We start from the raw sequence: 15,158 nt of genomic DNA on the forward strand, positions 1-15,158 counted from the left end.
GACTGCCTGGCGCCGCACGGGTCAGCGCCGGGTGCCGATGCCGACGAGGGTGCGCTCGTACGGGTCGAGGAGCGCGCCGCTGACGGAGGTGCCGACGCCGGTGATGACGCGCTGGTGGATCAGCGGTACGACGGCGTCGGTGCCCAGGACGCGGGCCTCGGCGGCCATCGACGCCTCCTGCCGCTCGCCGGTGTCGACCGCCTTCTCGGCCTTGGCGACGGCCCGGTCGACGTCCTTGTCGCACAGCTGGGCGATGTTGTAGCCGCCGTCGCAGGTGTAGTCGCTGGCCAGGACGGAGACGGGGTCGCCGGTGTCGACGAGGGTGTTGCGGGCGAGGACGAAGGCGTCGAACCTGCCGGCCAGCGCGTCGCTCTCCAGCCGCGAGTACTCGCGCACCTCCAGCGTGACGTCGAACCCGGCCTTGTCCAGCTGCTGCTTCAGCACCTGGGCGACCTCCGGCAGTTCGGGCCGGTTGTCGTAGGTGGCGAGCGTGATGCGGGTGCCCTTGGGCTTTCCGGGCTCGGCCCGCCCGACCGGCTCGCTCCGCCTGCCCTCGGCCCAGGTGACGGCGGGCCCGTAGATGCCGGCGCCGGCGTCGGCGTATCCCTCGTAGACGTCCTTGGCGAGCGTGGAGGTGTCCACGGCCTGCCGGGCGGCGGCGCGCAGCGCGGCGTCCTTGAAGGGGCCCTTGCCGGTGTTGAGCAGCAGGCTCGTGGTGCGGGTCGTGGCGGTCGCCTCGCGGGTGGCCTTGTCGAGGGTGGCGGCCTGGGCGACGGGGATCGCCTCGGCGAGGTCGACCTGGTCGGTGCGCAGGGCGCTCGCGCGGGCGATGCCGTCGGCGACGAACTTGACGTCGATGCCGGTGGCCTGGGCGCGGCCGCCCCAGTAGTCGTCGTAGCGGTCGAGGGTGGCGGCGGTGGCGCCCATCACCTTGGTGAGCTTGAACGGCCCGGTGGCGGTGCCGACCGGGTCGACCTCGCCCTTCGTGTCGTACGCCTTCGTGGAGAGGACGGCGAGGGCAGGGCTGGACAGCCGCAGTGGCAGGACGGGGTCGGGGTTCTCGGTGGTGATCCGTACGCCGGTGGCGCCGTCGGCCTTCGCGGTGAGGGTGACGCCGGAGAGGGCGGCCGGCGCCGGCTTGGCCTGTGTGGCGTGGGTGAGGGCGGCGGCGACCGCGGCCGGGGTGACCTCGGAGCCGTCCTGGAAGGTGGCCTCGCGCAGGGTGAACAGCCAGGTGCGGTCGTTCTCCTGGCGCCAGGAGGCGGCGAGGGCGGGGGTGGCGGCGCCGTTGGCGTCCAGCTCGGTCAGGCCCTCGGTGACGCCGAGGCGGGTGAGGGTGGTGGAGTCGGCGCCGTACGGAGAGAGGTTCTCGGCGGGCGGGAAGGCGAGGGCGACGCGCAGGCGGGAGCCGGCGTCGGTGCCGTCGGCGGAGTCGGTGCCGCCGGAGGCGAAGCAGCCGGCCAGCACCGGAGAGAGGAGGAGGGCGAGGAGCGGGCGGAGTCGGTGTCGGTGTCGGGGTCGCACGGGCTATCGCTCCATCGGTATCTCGAAGTGGACGACGCCGGAAGCGCCCTCCGGCTCTTCGCGTTCGTCGTGCACGACCTTGCCGCGCGAGCGCCAGAAGGCCTCGGCACCGGGCACGTTGGGGTCGGTGTGCAGATAGACGGCGCGGTAGCCGCCGTCCGCCGCCGCGAAGGACAGCAGTTCCTCGACCAGCCGCCCGGCGAGGCCCCGCCTGCGGTGCTCGGGGCGGACGTAGACGCGGCGCAGCTGCGCGGTCTCGCCGGAGGGGTAGCGCTCGGCGAGATGGCGCGGGTTCGGCGGGTGGGCCGGGCCGCGGGAGTCGAGGGCGGCCGTGGCCACGACACCGTTGTCGCGCGGGTCTATCGCGACGAGGAGCGTGTGGCGGGGTGAGACGAGGTAGGCGGCGGCCGGGTCGATGATGTCCGCATGCCAGCGGGGCACATAGCCGGTGCCGAAGTCGCGGTAGACGGTGTCGAGCATCACGGCTCGCGCACCGTCCAGGTCGTCCGGGCTCGCCGCCCTGATGCTGTAGTCGTGCACTTGCACATCATATGCATTAAGCGCGGGGCGTGATCACCTCACCCCTACTGGCCCCTCAACCCCCTTCCGGCCCAAGCGATTTGACAGTGATCGCGGCCACGACCAACCTACCCACATGACATCCATTTTCAAAAAGGCTACTCTGGCCATGGAGGCGGTTCGCTGATGCGTATTGCGTTCGTCGGCAAGGGCGGCAGCGGCAAGACCACCCTGTCGGCACTCTTCTCCCGCCACCTGGCCCGCTCCGGCGCACCCGTGCTGGCCATCGACGGCGACATCAACCAGCACCTGGCCGAGGCGCTGGGCCACGAGGGCGACACCCTGGACGCCCCGCCCCTCGGCGCCCATGTGCGGGACATCAAGGAGTACCTGCGCGGCACCAACCCGCGCGTCCCCTCCGCCGACGCCATGATCAAGACCACCCCGCCCGGCCGCGGCTCCCGACTGCTGCGCCTCCTGGGCGACGACGAGCTGCACACCCGGCACGTCCGGCGCGTGGGCGACGTACCGCTGATGGTGACGGGCGAGTTCGACGAGAGCGACCTCGGGGTGGCCTGCTACCACTCCAAGCTCGGCGGGGTCGAGCTCTACCTCGGCCACCTCGTCGACGGCCCCGGCGAATACGTGGTGGTCGACATGACGGCCGGCGCGGACGCCTTCGCGTCGGGCCTGTTCACCCGCTTCGACATGACCTTCCTGGTGGCGGAGCCCACGCGCAAGGGCGTCTCGGTCTACCGCCAGTACCGCGACCACGCGCGGGAGTTCGGGATCCGCGTCGCGGTCGTCGGCAACAAGGTGACCAGCGAGGACGACCTGCTCTTCCTCAAGGAGGAGGTGGGCGACGACCTCCTCACCCACCTGCACCACTCCTCCTGGATCCGCGCCGCCGAACAGGGCCGGGAACAGGGCGAACTGGAGTCCCCCAACGTCCACGCCCTGAACGTCCTGCGCGAGACGGTCGACGCGCTGCCGAAGGACTGGGCCGCGATGCACGGCCACGCCGTCGAGTTCCACCTGCGCAACGCCCGCGCGTGGGCGGACGACAGGACGGGCCATGACCTGGCCGCCCAGGTGGACCCGGACTTCGTGCCGGGCCCGACGGCACTGCTCTGAGCCCCTGCCCTTCCCTGCCCCTCTTCTCCTCCCCACCCCGAACGGAAAGACCCGCACATGTCTCTCGACGTCTCCCCGAAGCTCCTCGCCGAAGCCGAGCACGGTGACATCCGCGAGCAGGACTTCGTGGACACGGTCCGCACCTCGCTGCCGTACGCGTACGACCTGATCGCCTCCCTCGCCGCCGAACTCAAGGGCGGTACGGCCGAGTTCACCGACAACCAGACCCCTCCCCCGTCGGAGAAGGAGCGCGGCCAACTCCTGCGCGCCCTCGCCAGCGACGCGATCCGCGGCAGCCTGGAACGCCACTTCGGGGTGACGCTGGCCTTCCAGAACTGCCATCGGGTGGCGGCGTTCCGTCCCGAGGTACGGGATGGGCAGACGTATGCGCGGTTCACCTCGGTGCGGGCGCAGGTGCTGAATCAGTCGCCGGAGTTCCGGGACTGCTGAGTCCCGGACGTCGGGCCGCCGGCGGAGCCCCCTTGCGGGCGGCCGACGCGCAGGCTGCGAGGTGTTGGGTGGGGTAGGACTGGCGTTCGGGGGCCGGAAGTAGTAGTTCAGGCCGAGCCGGTCGAGGGGGGACGCCATCGTCTCCAGGTCGCCCCCGCCCACCCCGACGTGTGGTCGTGCGCCGGTCTACCGCGCGGCCGTGGTCATCGGCGCCGGTGCGTAGCCGGTGGGCCGGGCCGTGAAGGTGCCGCGGCCCTGGGTGCGGCTGCGCAGGCGGGTCGCGTAGCCGAACAGTTCGGCCAGCGGCACGGTCGCCGTAACGACCGCCGCGCCCGCCCGGGTGTCCGAGCCGGAGACCCGGCCGCGCCGTGCCGCCAGGTCGCCGAGGACGGTGCCCACCGCGTCCTCGGGCACGGTGACCGTGACCTCGACGACCGGCTCGAGCAGGACCATCGCACACGAGCGCAGGGCCTCGCGCAGACCGAGTCGGCCGGCGGTGCGGAACGCCGTGTCGGAGGAGTCCTTCACATGCGTCGCCCCGTCGGTGAGGGTGACGCGCAGCCCGGTCACCGGGTGACCGCCGAGCGGGCCCTCGGCGAGGGCGTCCCGGCAGCCGGCCTCGACGGCACGGACGTACTCCTGCGGTACGCGCCCGCCGACGACGGCCGAGCGGAACTCGAAGCCGGCTTCCGCGGGCTGCACCTCCAGGACCACATGCGCGAACTGCCCTGCCCCACCGTCCTGTTTGACATGCCGGAAGACGAAGCCGAACACGCCTCGGCCGACGGTCTCGCGGTAGGAGACCCTCGGGCGGCCGACGTTGACGTCCAGGCCGACATCCCGCCGGATCTTCTCCACCGCGACCTCCAGATGCAGTTCGCCCATGCCGGACAGCACCGTCTGCCCCGTCTCGGCGTCGGTCCGCACGACCAGCGACGGATCCTCCTCCGCCAGCCGGGCCAGCGCGGTGGCCAGCCGGTCGGTGTCGGTGGACCTGCGGGCCTCGACCGCGACGGACACCACGGGTTCGGCGACACCGGGCGGTTCGAGGACGAGCGCGGCGTCCGGTGCGCACAGGGTGGTGCCCGCGCGCGCCGACTTCAGCCCGACCACGGCCACGATGTCCCCGGCGACCGCCCGGTCCACGTGCGCGTGCCGGTCGGCCTGGATCCGCAGGATCCGCCCGATCCGCTCGGTGCGCCGCGCGCCCGTGTCGAGCACCGTGTCCCCCTTCTCGACGGTTCCCGAGTACACCCGCAGGTAGGTGAGCCGCCCGGTCGGCGTGGCGCTCACCTTGAACGCCAGCGCCGCGAACGGGGCCGACGGATCGGCGGGCCGCTCTTCTTCGGCCGACCGCTTGTCGTCGGCGCCGTCGCGCACACCCCGTACGGCAGGCACGTCGAGCGGCGACGGCAGATAGGCCACGACCGCGTCCAGCAACGGCTCGACGCCGCGGTTGCGGTAGGCCGAGCCGCACAGCACGACCACGCCCTCACCGCTGCGGGTCAGCTCCCGCAGGGCGAGCTCCAGCGTCTCCGGCGCGAGCGTCGACCGCGCGCAGAACTCCTCCAGCGCGCCGGCGTGCAGCTCGGCCACCGCCTCCTCCAGCAGCCGCCGACGCCGGTTCGCCTCCTCCCGCAGTTCGGCGGGCACTTCTTCCGCTACGAACGTCTCGGCGCCGTCGGCCCACACCAGCGCCCGCATCCGTACGAGATCCACGACACCGCGGAATCCGTCCTCCGCGCCGATGGGGAACTGCACCACCAGCGGCGCCGGATGCAGCCGTTCCCGGATCGACGCCACGGCCGTGTCCAGGTCGGCGCCCGCGCGGTCCAGCTTGTTGACGAAGGCGATCCTGGGCACGCCGTGCCGGTCGGCCTGCCGCCACACCGACTCGCTCTGCGGCTCGACGCCCGCGACGGCGTCGAACACCGCGACCGCGCCGTCGAGGACACGCAGCGAACGCTCCACCTCGTCGGCGAAGTCGACGTGCCCGGGCGTGTCGATGAGGTTGATCCGGTGACCGTCCCAGGTACAGCTCACCGCTGCCGCGAAGATGGTGATGCCACGGTCGCGTTCCTGGGGATCGAAGTCGGTGACGGTGGTGCCGTCGTGGACCTCGCCGCGCTTGTGCGTGGTGCCGGTGGCGTACAGGATCCGCTCGGTGACAGTGGTCTTGCCGGCGTCGACGTGGGCGAGGATGCCGAGGTTGCGGACGACGGCGAGGGTGTTGAGGTTGGTGCGCACGGCCCTTGGCCTTTCGGATGTTCCGGAGACGGAAAGGGGTCAGCGCGATTCCGCGACGAGGCGTACGGACGATGCGTACGGACGAGGCGTACGCGCACGCGACCATGGCCTGCCGTCCCGTCAGCGTGCGGGCGTGACAGGGGCGTTGACGTCGACGTGCTCGGGCGCTCTCAGGCGTTCGTCGCGGTCATCCGGTGCCGGCCGCGCAGCGGGCACCGGGCGGACGAGGACACGAGGATCACGTCGTACCGGTCGTACCAGGACGGGGAGACGACGGCAGCGGTGCGGTCAGGCACGGCCCGGCTCCCCTCGACTCGTCACGACGACGCGCCGTCGCGTGGTGGGCGGCGCGTGATTGCGTGGTGAGTGTAGGGAGCCGGGCGGGGTCGAGGCATGTGATTTTTCCGCCGTCACCGGGCCGGGAGGGGACCTGCCGTGTCGGCTCGGAGTCGTCGTCGATCGTGATGGCCGACGCGGGGCACACCGCGGCCGCCTCGCGGGTGGCGGCGTGCAGGTCCGCCGCGGGGGTGGGGTCGATGAGGGTGACGATGCCGTCGTCGTCGCGTTGATCGAAGACGTCGGGCGCGATCAGTACGCACTGTCCCGCGCCGCAGCAACGGCCCTGGTCCACGTTGACTTTCACGGGTGTCGCCCTTTTGCCGTTGGCGGGTCGGTGGGCGAGCCGTCACCACCGCACCGGCACGGTGCGCAGTCCGCCGACGAGGAGACCCTCCACTCGCTGCAACTCGTCGACCGGCACGTCCAGTCGAAGGGTCGGCAGCTTGCGCAGCAGGACGTCGAGGGTGACCTGGAGTTCGGTGCGGGCCAGGCTCTGTCCGAGGCAGGAGTGGGGCCCGGAGCCGAAGGTCAGATGGGGGTTCGGGGACCGGGACAGCACCATGTCGTCCGCGTCGGTGAACACGCTCTCGTCGCGGTTGGCGGCGGGCATGCTGCACACGACGGTCGTGCCACTCGGCAGCAGCTCGCCGTCGACCTCGACGTCCTCGGTGAGATAGCGCCGGATGCCGAAGCCGAGGTTGGCGTCGAAGCGCAGCGCCTCGTCGACGGCCGTGCGCACCAGGGCGGGGTCGGCCAGCAGCCGCTCCCAGCGGGTGCGGTCGGTGAGCAGCATGGCGACCATCTTGCCGATCATGTTCGCGGTGGTCTCGTGCCCGGCGACCAGCAGCCCCATGGCGGTGCCGAGCAGCTCGTCGTCGGTCAGCCCCCGGCCCTCCCCCTCGCTCTCCCCGATCACCATGCTGATCAGGTCCTCGCCGGGATCGGCGCGTGTCGCCGCGATGTGCGCCGACATGTACTCGGCGAACTCGCCGTACGCCGCCCGGGTGTGTTCGGCGGTGTAGCGGCTGACGTTGAGGAAGGCGTCGGACCAGTGCGAGAAGCGGTCCCGGTCGGCGGCGGGGACGCCCAGGATGTCGCAGATGACGTAGACGGGCAGCGGGAAGCCGAGGGCGGCCTTGAGGTCGGCGGGCTGTCCGTGCCGGACCATGTCGTCGACGAGGCCCTCGGCGGTGCGCACCATGCCGGGGCGCAGCGCGGTCATGCGTTTGGCGGTGAAGTACTTGCCCACCTGCCGCCGCCAACGCAGGTGCGGCTCACCGCGGTCGGGCAGGGAGAACGCCGTGCTTCCGTCGGCGGCGGGACCACCGGCTCCTTCGGGGGCGATCCGGGCGGCGCCCGTGTCCTCGGCGGTCGGCCGGACGAAACGGGCGTCGGACAGCAGGGCTTTGACGTGGTCGTAGCGGGTCAGATAGGTCGCCTTGTCACCGCTGGGCAGTTCGACGGTGGCCACCGGGCACTGACGGCGCAGTCGCTCCCATTCGACCGGCGGCGCCAAGGGGTTGTCACTGGGCAGCGGCAGCCTGAGGAGGTCGTTCTCGCGCATCTGTCATCACCTTGCGTGGGGGTGGGAGGTGGGTGAGCGACGCGGAAGCGTTCACAGCACGGCACGCTACGCATGTTGTGCATCATGCATCAAGTGTGCATGATGCACTTTCCGTGTATGGCGCAATCTCACCGTAGGGTGGGGGGATTCGGGGAGTCGGGGACCTGGCCGTGCGGCCGGGAAGGAGGTCGGCATGGATGCCCGAGAGGCCGCGGAGCGCATCGAGCGGGAACTGCTCATCCTCACCCGCCACAAGGAGATGCGGGCACCGCGGGGCTCACGCGGCGGGGATCCGCTGGACCAGAGCGCCTATGTGCTCCTCAACAGACTCGAGGCCCAGGGCCCCATGTCCATCCCCGACTTCGTCGAGGCCTTCGGGCTGGCGGCGTCGACCTTCACCCGCCAGACCTCCGCGCTGCTGCGCAACGGCCTGGTGGAGCGCACCCTCGACCCGGCCGGCGGGGTGGCACGCAAGTTCCGCATCACCGAGGAGGGCCTCAGGCTCCTCACGGAACAGCGCGCCGGCATCGTCACCGGCCTGTCCACGGTGGTGGCCGACTGGACGCCCGAACGCCTCGACCGCTTCATCGCCGACCTGCGCCGGTTCAACACCGACATCGAACGCATCACCGGGCGGCCCTGGCCGAGGAACACGGAGGACGGACACGACGGCGCCCCCGAGGACCCGTCCGCGCTGAGTGCCGCGTTGTCCGACCACGACTGACGCAACCCGCTCATGCGGGCCGAGGCGGTGCAACTACTGCCTTCGATGGCGCGCCTGGGCTCTAGAGGTCGGCTACGAGAAGCCGATAGCCGGCATCGACTGCTTCGCGGTCGAGCAGGTCGGCATGGCGTTGGTGCCACCGGCCGGAGGACAGGTCGTCGGACAGCCGGGCCAGTCCCGGCCGGATGACCTCGTCGCCGGTCTGGGCGAACATCGAGATGCCGGCCCGCACTTGCGGGTCGAGGTATGCCTCGGGCCGGCGCCAGAAGGCGGCGAGGAATCCGTCGGTGCAGTCGTGCGGGATGGGGACGGTCTCGATGCGGGCGCCCCCCAGCAGCGTGACCAGTCGGTCGACCGCGATGGCTCGTGTGTCGTCGCATGCGGCCGCCTCGGGCAGGTACTCGTCCAGCAGCCAGAAACCGTGGTTGACGTCGGGGTCGAAGGTGAGGACGACGATCCGTCGCCGGGCGATGCGGCGGAGTTCCCCGATGCCGGCTTCCAGGTCGCTCCAGTGGTGCACGGTCAGGAGGGCCATCGCCGCGTCGGCCGAGTCGTCAGCGAGAGGGATCGACTCCGCGGCTGCTTCCAGGGCCGGCGCGGATCCGGCCGGGCGCTGGGCGATCATCACTGAGCTGGGTTCAACGGCCAGTACCGTTTGTGACGGTTCGTAGGAGCCGGTGCCGGCTCCTACGTTGATCACGGTGGCAGGGTCACCGAGGGCTCGATGGATCCTGGCGGCGATTCGGGGATCCGGTCGCCGGGTGACGGCGTAGGTCGCACCGATGCTGTCGTAAGTCGCCAAGGTCATTTCCCCTCTGCTGTGTGATCGTTTCGCACGGTGGGGAACGGCTCGCTCAGCGCGGCCTCACGACGGCCAGCGCCAACGGTCCCCGCTCGGATCGCCAACTCCGCGTGCTGAGCCCGTAGTTGGATGAGCTTCCGGTCTCAGAAGGCGGACTGACCCAAAGTCGGCCGTGTGTAATTTAGGCTAGGCTAAGCTAACAAAATCTTGAGCGTTCTGATCCGTGCGGAGTGCCGTCAGGGGAGGGAATCGCCCATGGTCCTGCCGACTGTCGAGTCCTATCCCATGCCGGACCGCTCCGCCCTTCCCCGCGCGCATGCCTCATGGAGGATCGAACCTGCGCGCGCGGCGCTGCTCGTCCACGACATGCAGAACCACTTCGTCGGGGTGTTCCCGACGGGGCGCTCCCCCGTGGTGGAACTCATCGACAACGTCGCGGCGCTGCGTGAACTCGCGGACACCCTGGGCATGCCGGTCGTCTTCAGCGCGGAGCCGGCCGGACAGGCGCCGCGGCAGCGCGGGCTCGTTGCCGACATATGGGGTCCGGGCATCGGGGACGAGCCGGAAGCCGCCGCGATCATCGCGCCCCTGACGCCTCGCCCCGGCGAGCACCTGCTGGCCAATGTGCGCCACAACGCCTTCCTGCGCAGCCATCTCAGCAGGCTGCTGCGTTCGAAGGGCCGCGACCAGCTGATCATCTGCGGTGTGTACGCGCACCTCGGCGTCCTGCTGACGGCGGCGGACGCCTTCATGAACGACATCCAGCCGTTCGTCGTCGCCGACGCGGTGGCCGACTTCTCCGCCGAGGAGCATTCCCTGGCACTTCGGTGGGCCGCGCGCAGCGGCGTGGTCCGCACGACGGACACCCTGCTGCGCGACCTTCTCCTGCACAAGGAGCGGCGGAACGCTTGACGCCGTCACGCGACGGCGCCGGACGGACGCCGGGGACGGCGGACCAATGGGATACGACGAGAGACGGAGACCATGACCATACGGGCCGCGGTGGCCGGAGCCAGTGATGTTGCCGGCGGGGAGATCCCGCGCCTCGCGCTGTCGCATCCGGGAGTGGAGATCCGCGCGTTGACCGCGCGCGGCAGCGCAGGGCGGACGCCCGGGGACAGGGATCCCTCCCCCGGCAAGGTCCGTCCGCCGGAGGAACTGCGGGGCGCCACCATCGTCGTCAAGTACGGCGGCCACGCCATGGTGGACGGCGGCCTCCAGCAGGCGTTCGCCCAGGATGTCGTGCGGCTGTGGAACGCGGGTGTGCGCCCGGTCGTCGTACACGGCGGCGGACCGCAGATCAGCGAGATGCTCGCCCGTCTCGGCCTGGAGAGTCGCTTCGAGGCGGGCCTCAGGGTCACCACCCCGGAGACCATGGACGTGGTCCGCATGGTGCTGACGGGCCGGGTCCAGCGGGAGCTCGTCGGGCACATCAACGCGCATGGGCCTCTTGCCGTGGGGATGACGGGCGAGGACGCGCACACCATGACCGCCGTACGACGGTCGGCCTGGGTGGACGGCCGACCGGTGGACATCGGCCTGGTCGGCGACATCGTCGACGTGAACCCGCGCGCGGTGCGCACACTCCTGGAGCAGGGACACATCCCCGTGGTCTCCCCCGTGGCACGCGGTGACGACGGGCAGATCTACAACGTGAACGCCGATCTCGCGGCCTCCGCTCTGGCCGTGGCCCTTGGTGCCGCACGCCTCGTGGTGCTCACCGACGTGGAGGGGCTGTACGCCGACTGGCCGCACGGCACCAAGGTGATCGAGCGCGTGACGGCCGACGAACTGGGCGAGCTCCTGCCGCGGTTGGCGACCGGGATGCTGCCGAAGATGGAGGGCTGTCTGCGGGCCGTCCGCGCCGGCGTGCGTAGCGCGCACGTGATCGACGGCCGAGTGCCACACGCGCTGTCGCAGGGTGTCCTCGGCGAACAGGGCACCGGAACCACTGTGGTCCCGGGCGAAGGCTCCGAGGCAGACACCGCGTGTCCGCCGCCGACGCCGCACCGATCGCAGACCGCCGGCGGGCCGTGCTGACGGACACTTCCGGCGCCCGCCGCCGGCACCACTCCGGGACAAGGGCAGCACGACATACGCTCGGGCACACCACCCCGCCGTGGTGGCGGCCGACTCCGCCCGGATCGCAGGGCTCGGCCTTGGTCGCCACGCACAGCGGATTTCACAGGCGGCGATCGATGCGCCCCTACCGCAGTGGCCCCAGGCTCCGGGCGAGGACACGCGAGTTGCGCCGCGGATCCAGTGAACTCACCCACTCGGGAGGCGCCAGACTCGCGCTCGCCGGCGTGAACCCATGCCGGAGGAAGAGGCCGCCACCGCCAGTCGTCGCCGTGAACAGGGCGCCCAGCGACTGGGCGCGGGCCCTCGCCAGGGCCGTGCGCAGGAGGCGGGCCCCGGTTCCGCATCCCTGCCGGTGCCGGGCCACGCAGAAGTTGTACAGAACGCCCGCGGGGACGTGGTCGCGCCCCGGGTCGGCGGGGTGAACCCGCAGGGCCAGACATCCCTCAAGGGTGCCGTCGGGGGCCGTCACCACGAGGAAGTCGGACGCATGGGCGGCGTACAGCGAAAGGGGCCGCTCGCGCACCGCCCCCGTGTGGACGAACGGCCGGGACAGAGCAGCGAGTGCGGCGGCGTCCTCACGGTGTGCGGGCCGTACGGACGGTGCCGCCGAGGGGAGCGCACGTGGTAGGACTGGGCGCGGCGTAGCCGTGGTCAAGGCTTTCCTTCCTCGATTCCGCCAGGTGGCCGGGTACGGAGCACGGCTCGTCGCCATGCCACCGCAGGTGGGGCACGTCGGATCAGTCGCCGGACGGCACCTCGCGGCCGTCGACGTACGTGGCCACCACCTCGATGTCGCCCATGCGCGAGATGTCGACTCGTCGGGGGTCGTCACCGAGTACGACCAGGTCGGCGCGCTTGCCCGGGGCCAGACTCCCCACACTGTCCTCCCAGTGGCAGGCGAAGGCGCCCGCGACGGTGTAGGCGCGCAGGGCCTCGTCGACGGCGATGCTCTCGTCCGGGCCGATCACCTGGCCGGTTTCGGAGGCACGCTCGACCATGAACTGCACGGCCCGCAGCGGGGATCCGTCCGCGACGGGGCGGTCGGAGCTGCCGACCAGGGTGATGCCGTGGTCGAGGAAGCCTCTGCCCCGGTACAGCCACGGAGCCCGTTCCTCGCCCATGATCGCCGCGTAGTCGTCGCCGAAGTACCGCAGGAAGTTGGGCTGGACGACCGCGCTGACGCCGAGCCGCGCGAAGCGCGGGAGCTGGTCGGGGCGGATCAGGCCCGCGTGTTCGATACGGTGCCGGGCGCCGGGGCGTGGCCGAAGGCGATGGGCCCGTTCAAGGGCGTTCAGGGCGACGTCCGCCGCGCGGTCGCCGATCGCGTGCACGGCGAGCTGCCACCCGGCCAGGTGGCCTTCCACGATCGTCTCGGCGAGCGCCTCCGGGTCGTCCTGCAACTGGCCCGCGTGGTCCAGCCCTTCGTACGGACTGCCGAGCGCCGCGGTACGCGCCATCATGCCGCCGTCGGTGTAGATCTTCAGGGCGCCCACGGAGAGCCAGTCGTCGCCGAAGCCGGTGCGCAGACCGAGGTCGAGAGCCTTCGGGATGCCGTCGGCGTCATGCGCGGCGACCGGGTTCAGCCGGTCCGCCGAGACCATGAGCTGCACCCGGAGCGGCAACAGGCCCTTGTCGCGGGCGAGTTGGTAGGCGCCCAGCTCGACGGGGCTGTGGCCGAAGAGGGTGCCGCCGACGCCGGCCTCGGCGCAGGCGGTGACGCCCTCGGCCAGACAGGTCCGGGCGGCGCGTCCGATCGCCTCGGCCAACTCCTCCTGGGAGTACGGCAGCCGCAGCGCGCGGGCGGCACCCATGGCACGTTCGGCGAGGAAGCCGTCCTCGTGCGGGATGTCCGCGGGGAGCAGGTCGAGGACGGCCGTGTTGACGACACAGCCGTGCCCGGAGTCGTGCAGCACGAACACCTTGTGTCCGTCGCTGACCTTGTCCAGTTCGGTGGCGGTCAGGTGGCGGCCCAAGGCCCGCTGGTCGTATCCGGCGATGGTCACCCAGGCGCCCGGCGAGTTCCGCCGGGCGACGGCCTCCTCCACGACGGCGAGTACGTCGTCGATCCGCGTACGGCCCGCGATGCTCGGAGTGTTCTGCTTGAAGCCCGTCCAGGCCAGGTGCACGTGGGCGTCGATGAACCCGGGCAGGACGGTGGCGCCCTGAAGGTCGATCACCTCGCGTGCGGGCAGGGAGGTCACGGCCTCGTCCAGGCCCGCGATCCGGCCGTGCCAGATGCCCAGGTCGTGGGCGACCGGACGGTCCGGGTCCATGGTGAGGAAGCGCGCGTTGGTCAGTCGGGCGCAGAGCATGCGTGGTGTTTCCTCAAGGTGTCGATCCGGACGCCCTGTTCGCCGTGGAGGGTCACGCGTCCATGGACGCCGCGAGGGACCGGGGGCGCAGATCGGTCCAGTGGGTCTCGATGTACTCCAGGCACGCCTCCCGGGTGTTCTCCTCGAAGACGACCGTCCACCCTCCGGGTACCTCGGCGAAGGACGGCCAAAGGGAGTGCTGGCCCTCGTCGTTCGCCAGGACCAGGAATCGGCCGTCGGCGTCGTCGAAGGGGTTGGTGCTCATGTCGAGTGCCTCCCGGGAGTACAGAGATTAGGTTAGCCTGACCTAATTCAAATGAGCCTAGCCTTTCCCCTTCCCTCTCACAAGGAGACGTTCATGCGGGGCCTCGCGGCCGACAGGGAGAACGCCTTCGTCGAGTTCGGCCTGCCCGGTACACCCGGCACCGACGAGTTCTGGGCGGCGGCGGGGACACCCGCCTCGCTACCCGCCGGCGACGGCGGTTGGGTGACCTTGTTCCTGTGGCGCGGGTCCGAGGCGAGCATCGCCTTCGAGAGCTGGTCGGAGCCCGTGTCCCTGCGCCGGTGGAAAGACACGGACTGCTGGTACGCCGAGGTGCGCATGCCCGAACGGCTGCGGGTGACCTACCAGTTCCTCGTGGCGGACGCGGCGTACGCCGACCCGTTCAACCCGGTCGGTGCGGGCGGCGACCGGTCCATCGCCGCGACCCCGGACGCCCCGGCCCAGCCGCACTGGCCCATCCTGGGCGCCGATGACGTCCTGCCCCTGCCGCGCACCCGGATCCGTTGGGCCAGTGAACGGCTCGGCGGGCGGCGTACCGTCCGAGTCCACCCGGCGGGCGGCGGCGGACCGGTGGTCCTGCTGCTCGACGGGGACGACTGGCTGCACCTGCACCCGGCCATGACCGCGTTCGACTCGGCCGTCGCCAGTGGCGAGATGCCCCCTGTCACGGTCGTCTTCCTTCCCGCCAAGGACCGGGAGGCCGAGTTCGCGTGCCGGCCCGACCTGTGGCGGGCGATCCGGGACGAACTGCTGCCGCTGGTGGCGGAGTCCGGCGTACGCGCCGACCAGGACCGGCTGGTGGTCGCCGGGCAGAGCCTCGGCGGGCTGAGCGCTGTGTACGCGGCGCTGGAGTTCCCGGAGCTGGTGTCCCGTGTCGCCTGCCAGTCGGGGGCGTTCTGGTGGGCACCTGACGCCATGGACCTGGCCGACCCCCTGGGCGGCCCGGTCGGCGGTGCGATCGCCGAGCGCCTGCGGGAGCCCGCCGACCTGTCCGGTCTGCGGGTCGCCTTCGATGTGGGGGAACACGAGACGCGGATGCTCCCCCACTGCGAGTCTGTCGAGGCCCTGGCCGAACAGGCCGGTGCGACCGTGCGGGTTTCGCGTTCGGCGTCGGGCCACGACCGGGCGGGCTGGCGGCACGCCCTGCTCAGGGATGTCGCCTGGGCCCTCGGCTAGCA

General features: G+C 71.5%; 14 protein-coding genes and 1 pseudogene. 6 read left to right on the top strand and 9 right to left on the bottom strand.

Translation table 11 applies throughout. The features are described from left to right. Positions 1 to 21: 21 nt before the first annotated feature. Positions 22 to 1,524, bottom strand: coding sequence for an ABC transporter substrate-binding protein (locus IM697_RS29490; RefSeq protein WP_194039132.1), 1,503 nt, complete (start codon positions 1,522 to 1,524; stop codon positions 22 to 24). 3 nt (positions 1,525 to 1,527) lie between these two features. Next, positions 1,528 to 2,064 carry a GNAT family N-acetyltransferase gene (locus IM697_RS29495; protein WP_194039133.1) on the bottom strand — a complete coding sequence of 179 codons (537 nt, stop codon included), beginning with the start codon at positions 2,062 to 2,064 and terminating at the stop codon, positions 1,528 to 1,530. Positions 2,065 to 2,229: 165 nt separating this feature from the next. On the opposite strand from IM697_RS29495, the gene IM697_RS29500 reads away from it, so the two are divergent. Continuing rightward, complete coding sequence (locus tag IM697_RS29500; protein WP_194039134.1) at positions 2,230 to 3,177, top strand: ATP-binding protein; 948 nt, start codon at positions 2,230 to 2,232, stop codon at positions 3,175 to 3,177. A gap of 57 nt (positions 3,178 to 3,234) precedes the next feature. Further along, the gene (locus IM697_RS29505; RefSeq protein ID WP_194039135.1) at positions 3,235 to 3,627 is read left to right on the top strand and encodes an SCO5389 family protein; all 393 of its coding nucleotides are present in this window, start codon (positions 3,235 to 3,237) and stop codon (positions 3,625 to 3,627) included. Between the two features lie 186 nt (positions 3,628 to 3,813). On the opposite strand, the gene fusA is transcribed toward IM697_RS29505, so the two are convergent. The 3 genes and pseudogenes from fusA to IM697_RS29520 all read right to left on the bottom strand — a co-directional run bounded on the left by fusA (position 3,814) and on the right by IM697_RS29520 (position 7,777). Beyond that, positions 3,814 to 5,874 carry an elongation factor G gene (fusA, locus tag IM697_RS29510; RefSeq protein ID WP_194039136.1) on the bottom strand — a complete coding sequence of 687 codons (2,061 nt, stop codon included), beginning with the start codon at positions 5,872 to 5,874 and terminating at the stop codon, positions 3,814 to 3,816. A 451-nt stretch (positions 5,875 to 6,325) separates the two neighbouring features. Continuing rightward, a pseudogene (locus tag IM697_RS45050) lies at positions 6,326 to 6,517 on the bottom strand (ferredoxin); the annotation flags it as partial. A gap of 42 nt (positions 6,518 to 6,559) precedes the next feature. Further along, positions 6,560 to 7,777 (bottom strand): cytochrome P450, encoded by a 1,218-nt coding sequence (locus IM697_RS29520; RefSeq protein WP_194039138.1) that lies wholly within the window; start codon positions 7,775 to 7,777, stop codon positions 6,560 to 6,562. Between the two features lie 193 nt (positions 7,778 to 7,970). On the opposite strand from IM697_RS29520, the gene IM697_RS29525 reads away from it, so the two are divergent. After that, entirely contained in the window at positions 7,971 to 8,501 is a 531-nt protein-coding gene (locus IM697_RS29525) for a MarR family winged helix-turn-helix transcriptional regulator (protein ID WP_194039139.1), read from the top strand. 61 nt (positions 8,502 to 8,562) lie between these two features. On the opposite strand, the gene IM697_RS29530 is transcribed toward IM697_RS29525, so the two are convergent. Further along, positions 8,563 to 9,309, bottom strand: a complete 747-nt coding sequence (locus tag IM697_RS29530) for a methyltransferase domain-containing protein (protein ID WP_228044221.1) — start codon at positions 9,307 to 9,309, stop codon at positions 8,563 to 8,565. 249 nt (positions 9,310 to 9,558) lie between these two features. Between IM697_RS29530 and IM697_RS29535 the strand changes: the two genes are divergently transcribed. Together IM697_RS29535 and argB are read left to right on the top strand one after the other, a co-directional pair. Beyond that, positions 9,559 to 10,215 (top strand): isochorismatase family protein, encoded by a 657-nt coding sequence (locus IM697_RS29535; protein WP_194039140.1) that lies wholly within the window; start codon positions 9,559 to 9,561, stop codon positions 10,213 to 10,215. 288 nt (positions 10,216 to 10,503) lie between these two features. Further along, positions 10,504 to 11,343 carry an acetylglutamate kinase gene (gene argB / locus IM697_RS29540; protein WP_265582752.1) on the top strand — a complete coding sequence of 280 codons (840 nt, stop codon included), beginning with the start codon at positions 10,504 to 10,506 and terminating at the stop codon, positions 11,341 to 11,343. A 166-nt stretch (positions 11,344 to 11,509) separates the two neighbouring features. Here the strand turns inward: argB and IM697_RS29545 are convergent, their stop codons facing one another. The 3 genes from IM697_RS29545 to IM697_RS29555 form a co-directional block, all read right to left on the bottom strand. Next, positions 11,510 to 12,040 carry a GNAT family N-acetyltransferase gene (locus IM697_RS29545; RefSeq protein WP_228044222.1) on the bottom strand — a complete coding sequence of 177 codons (531 nt, stop codon included), beginning with the start codon at positions 12,038 to 12,040 and terminating at the stop codon, positions 11,510 to 11,512. An 82-nt stretch (positions 12,041 to 12,122) separates the two neighbouring features. Then, positions 12,123 to 13,697, bottom strand: a complete 1,575-nt coding sequence (locus tag IM697_RS29550) for an amidohydrolase (RefSeq protein WP_194039143.1) — start codon at positions 13,695 to 13,697, stop codon at positions 12,123 to 12,125. 52 nt (positions 13,698 to 13,749) lie between these two features. Continuing rightward, positions 13,750 to 13,962, bottom strand: a complete 213-nt coding sequence (locus IM697_RS29555; RefSeq protein WP_194039144.1) for an MbtH family protein — start codon at positions 13,960 to 13,962, stop codon at positions 13,750 to 13,752. A 93-nt stretch (positions 13,963 to 14,055) separates the two neighbouring features. Between IM697_RS29555 and IM697_RS29560 the strand changes: the two genes are divergently transcribed. Then, positions 14,056 to 15,156 (top strand): alpha/beta hydrolase-fold protein, encoded by a 1,101-nt coding sequence (locus tag IM697_RS29560; protein WP_194039145.1) that lies wholly within the window; start codon positions 14,056 to 14,058, stop codon positions 15,154 to 15,156. Positions 15,157 to 15,158: the final 2 nt, after the last annotated feature.

It is taken from the genome of Streptomyces ferrugineus, from assembly GCF_015160855.1.
GTDB lineage: Bacteria > Actinomycetota > Actinomycetes > Streptomycetales > Streptomycetaceae > Streptomyces > Streptomyces ferrugineus.

What these genes read in the sequence shown, in the direction of transcription:
- IM697_RS29520 (WP_194039138.1), bottom strand. Translation starts at nt 7,777, where the DNA reads ATGCGCGAGAACGACCTCCTCAGGCTGCCGCTGCCCAGTGACAACCCC.
- IM697_RS29500 (WP_194039134.1), top strand. Translation starts at nt 2,230, where the DNA reads ATGCGTATTGCGTTCGTCGGCAAGGGCGGCAGCGGCAAGACCACCCTG.
- IM697_RS29555 (WP_194039144.1), bottom strand. Translation starts at nt 13,962, where the DNA reads ATGAGCACCAACCCCTTCGACGACGCCGACGGCCGATTCCTGGTCCTG.
- IM697_RS29535 (WP_194039140.1), top strand. Translation starts at nt 9,559, where the DNA reads ATGGTCCTGCCGACTGTCGAGTCCTATCCCATGCCGGACCGCTCCGCC.
- argB (WP_265582752.1), top strand. Translation starts at nt 10,504, where the DNA reads ATGGTGGACGGCGGCCTCCAGCAGGCGTTCGCCCAGGATGTCGTGCGG.
- IM697_RS29525 (WP_194039139.1), top strand. Translation starts at nt 7,971, where the DNA reads ATGGATGCCCGAGAGGCCGCGGAGCGCATCGAGCGGGAACTGCTCATC.
- IM697_RS29560 (WP_194039145.1), top strand. Translation starts at nt 14,056, where the DNA reads ATGCGGGGCCTCGCGGCCGACAGGGAGAACGCCTTCGTCGAGTTCGGC.
- IM697_RS29550 (WP_194039143.1), bottom strand. Translation starts at nt 13,697, where the DNA reads ATGCTCTGCGCCCGACTGACCAACGCGCGCTTCCTCACCATGGACCCG.
- IM697_RS29505 (WP_194039135.1), top strand. Translation starts at nt 3,235, where the DNA reads ATGTCTCTCGACGTCTCCCCGAAGCTCCTCGCCGAAGCCGAGCACGGT.
- IM697_RS29530 (WP_228044221.1), bottom strand. Translation starts at nt 9,309, where the DNA reads ATGACCTTGGCGACTTACGACAGCATCGGTGCGACCTACGCCGTCACC.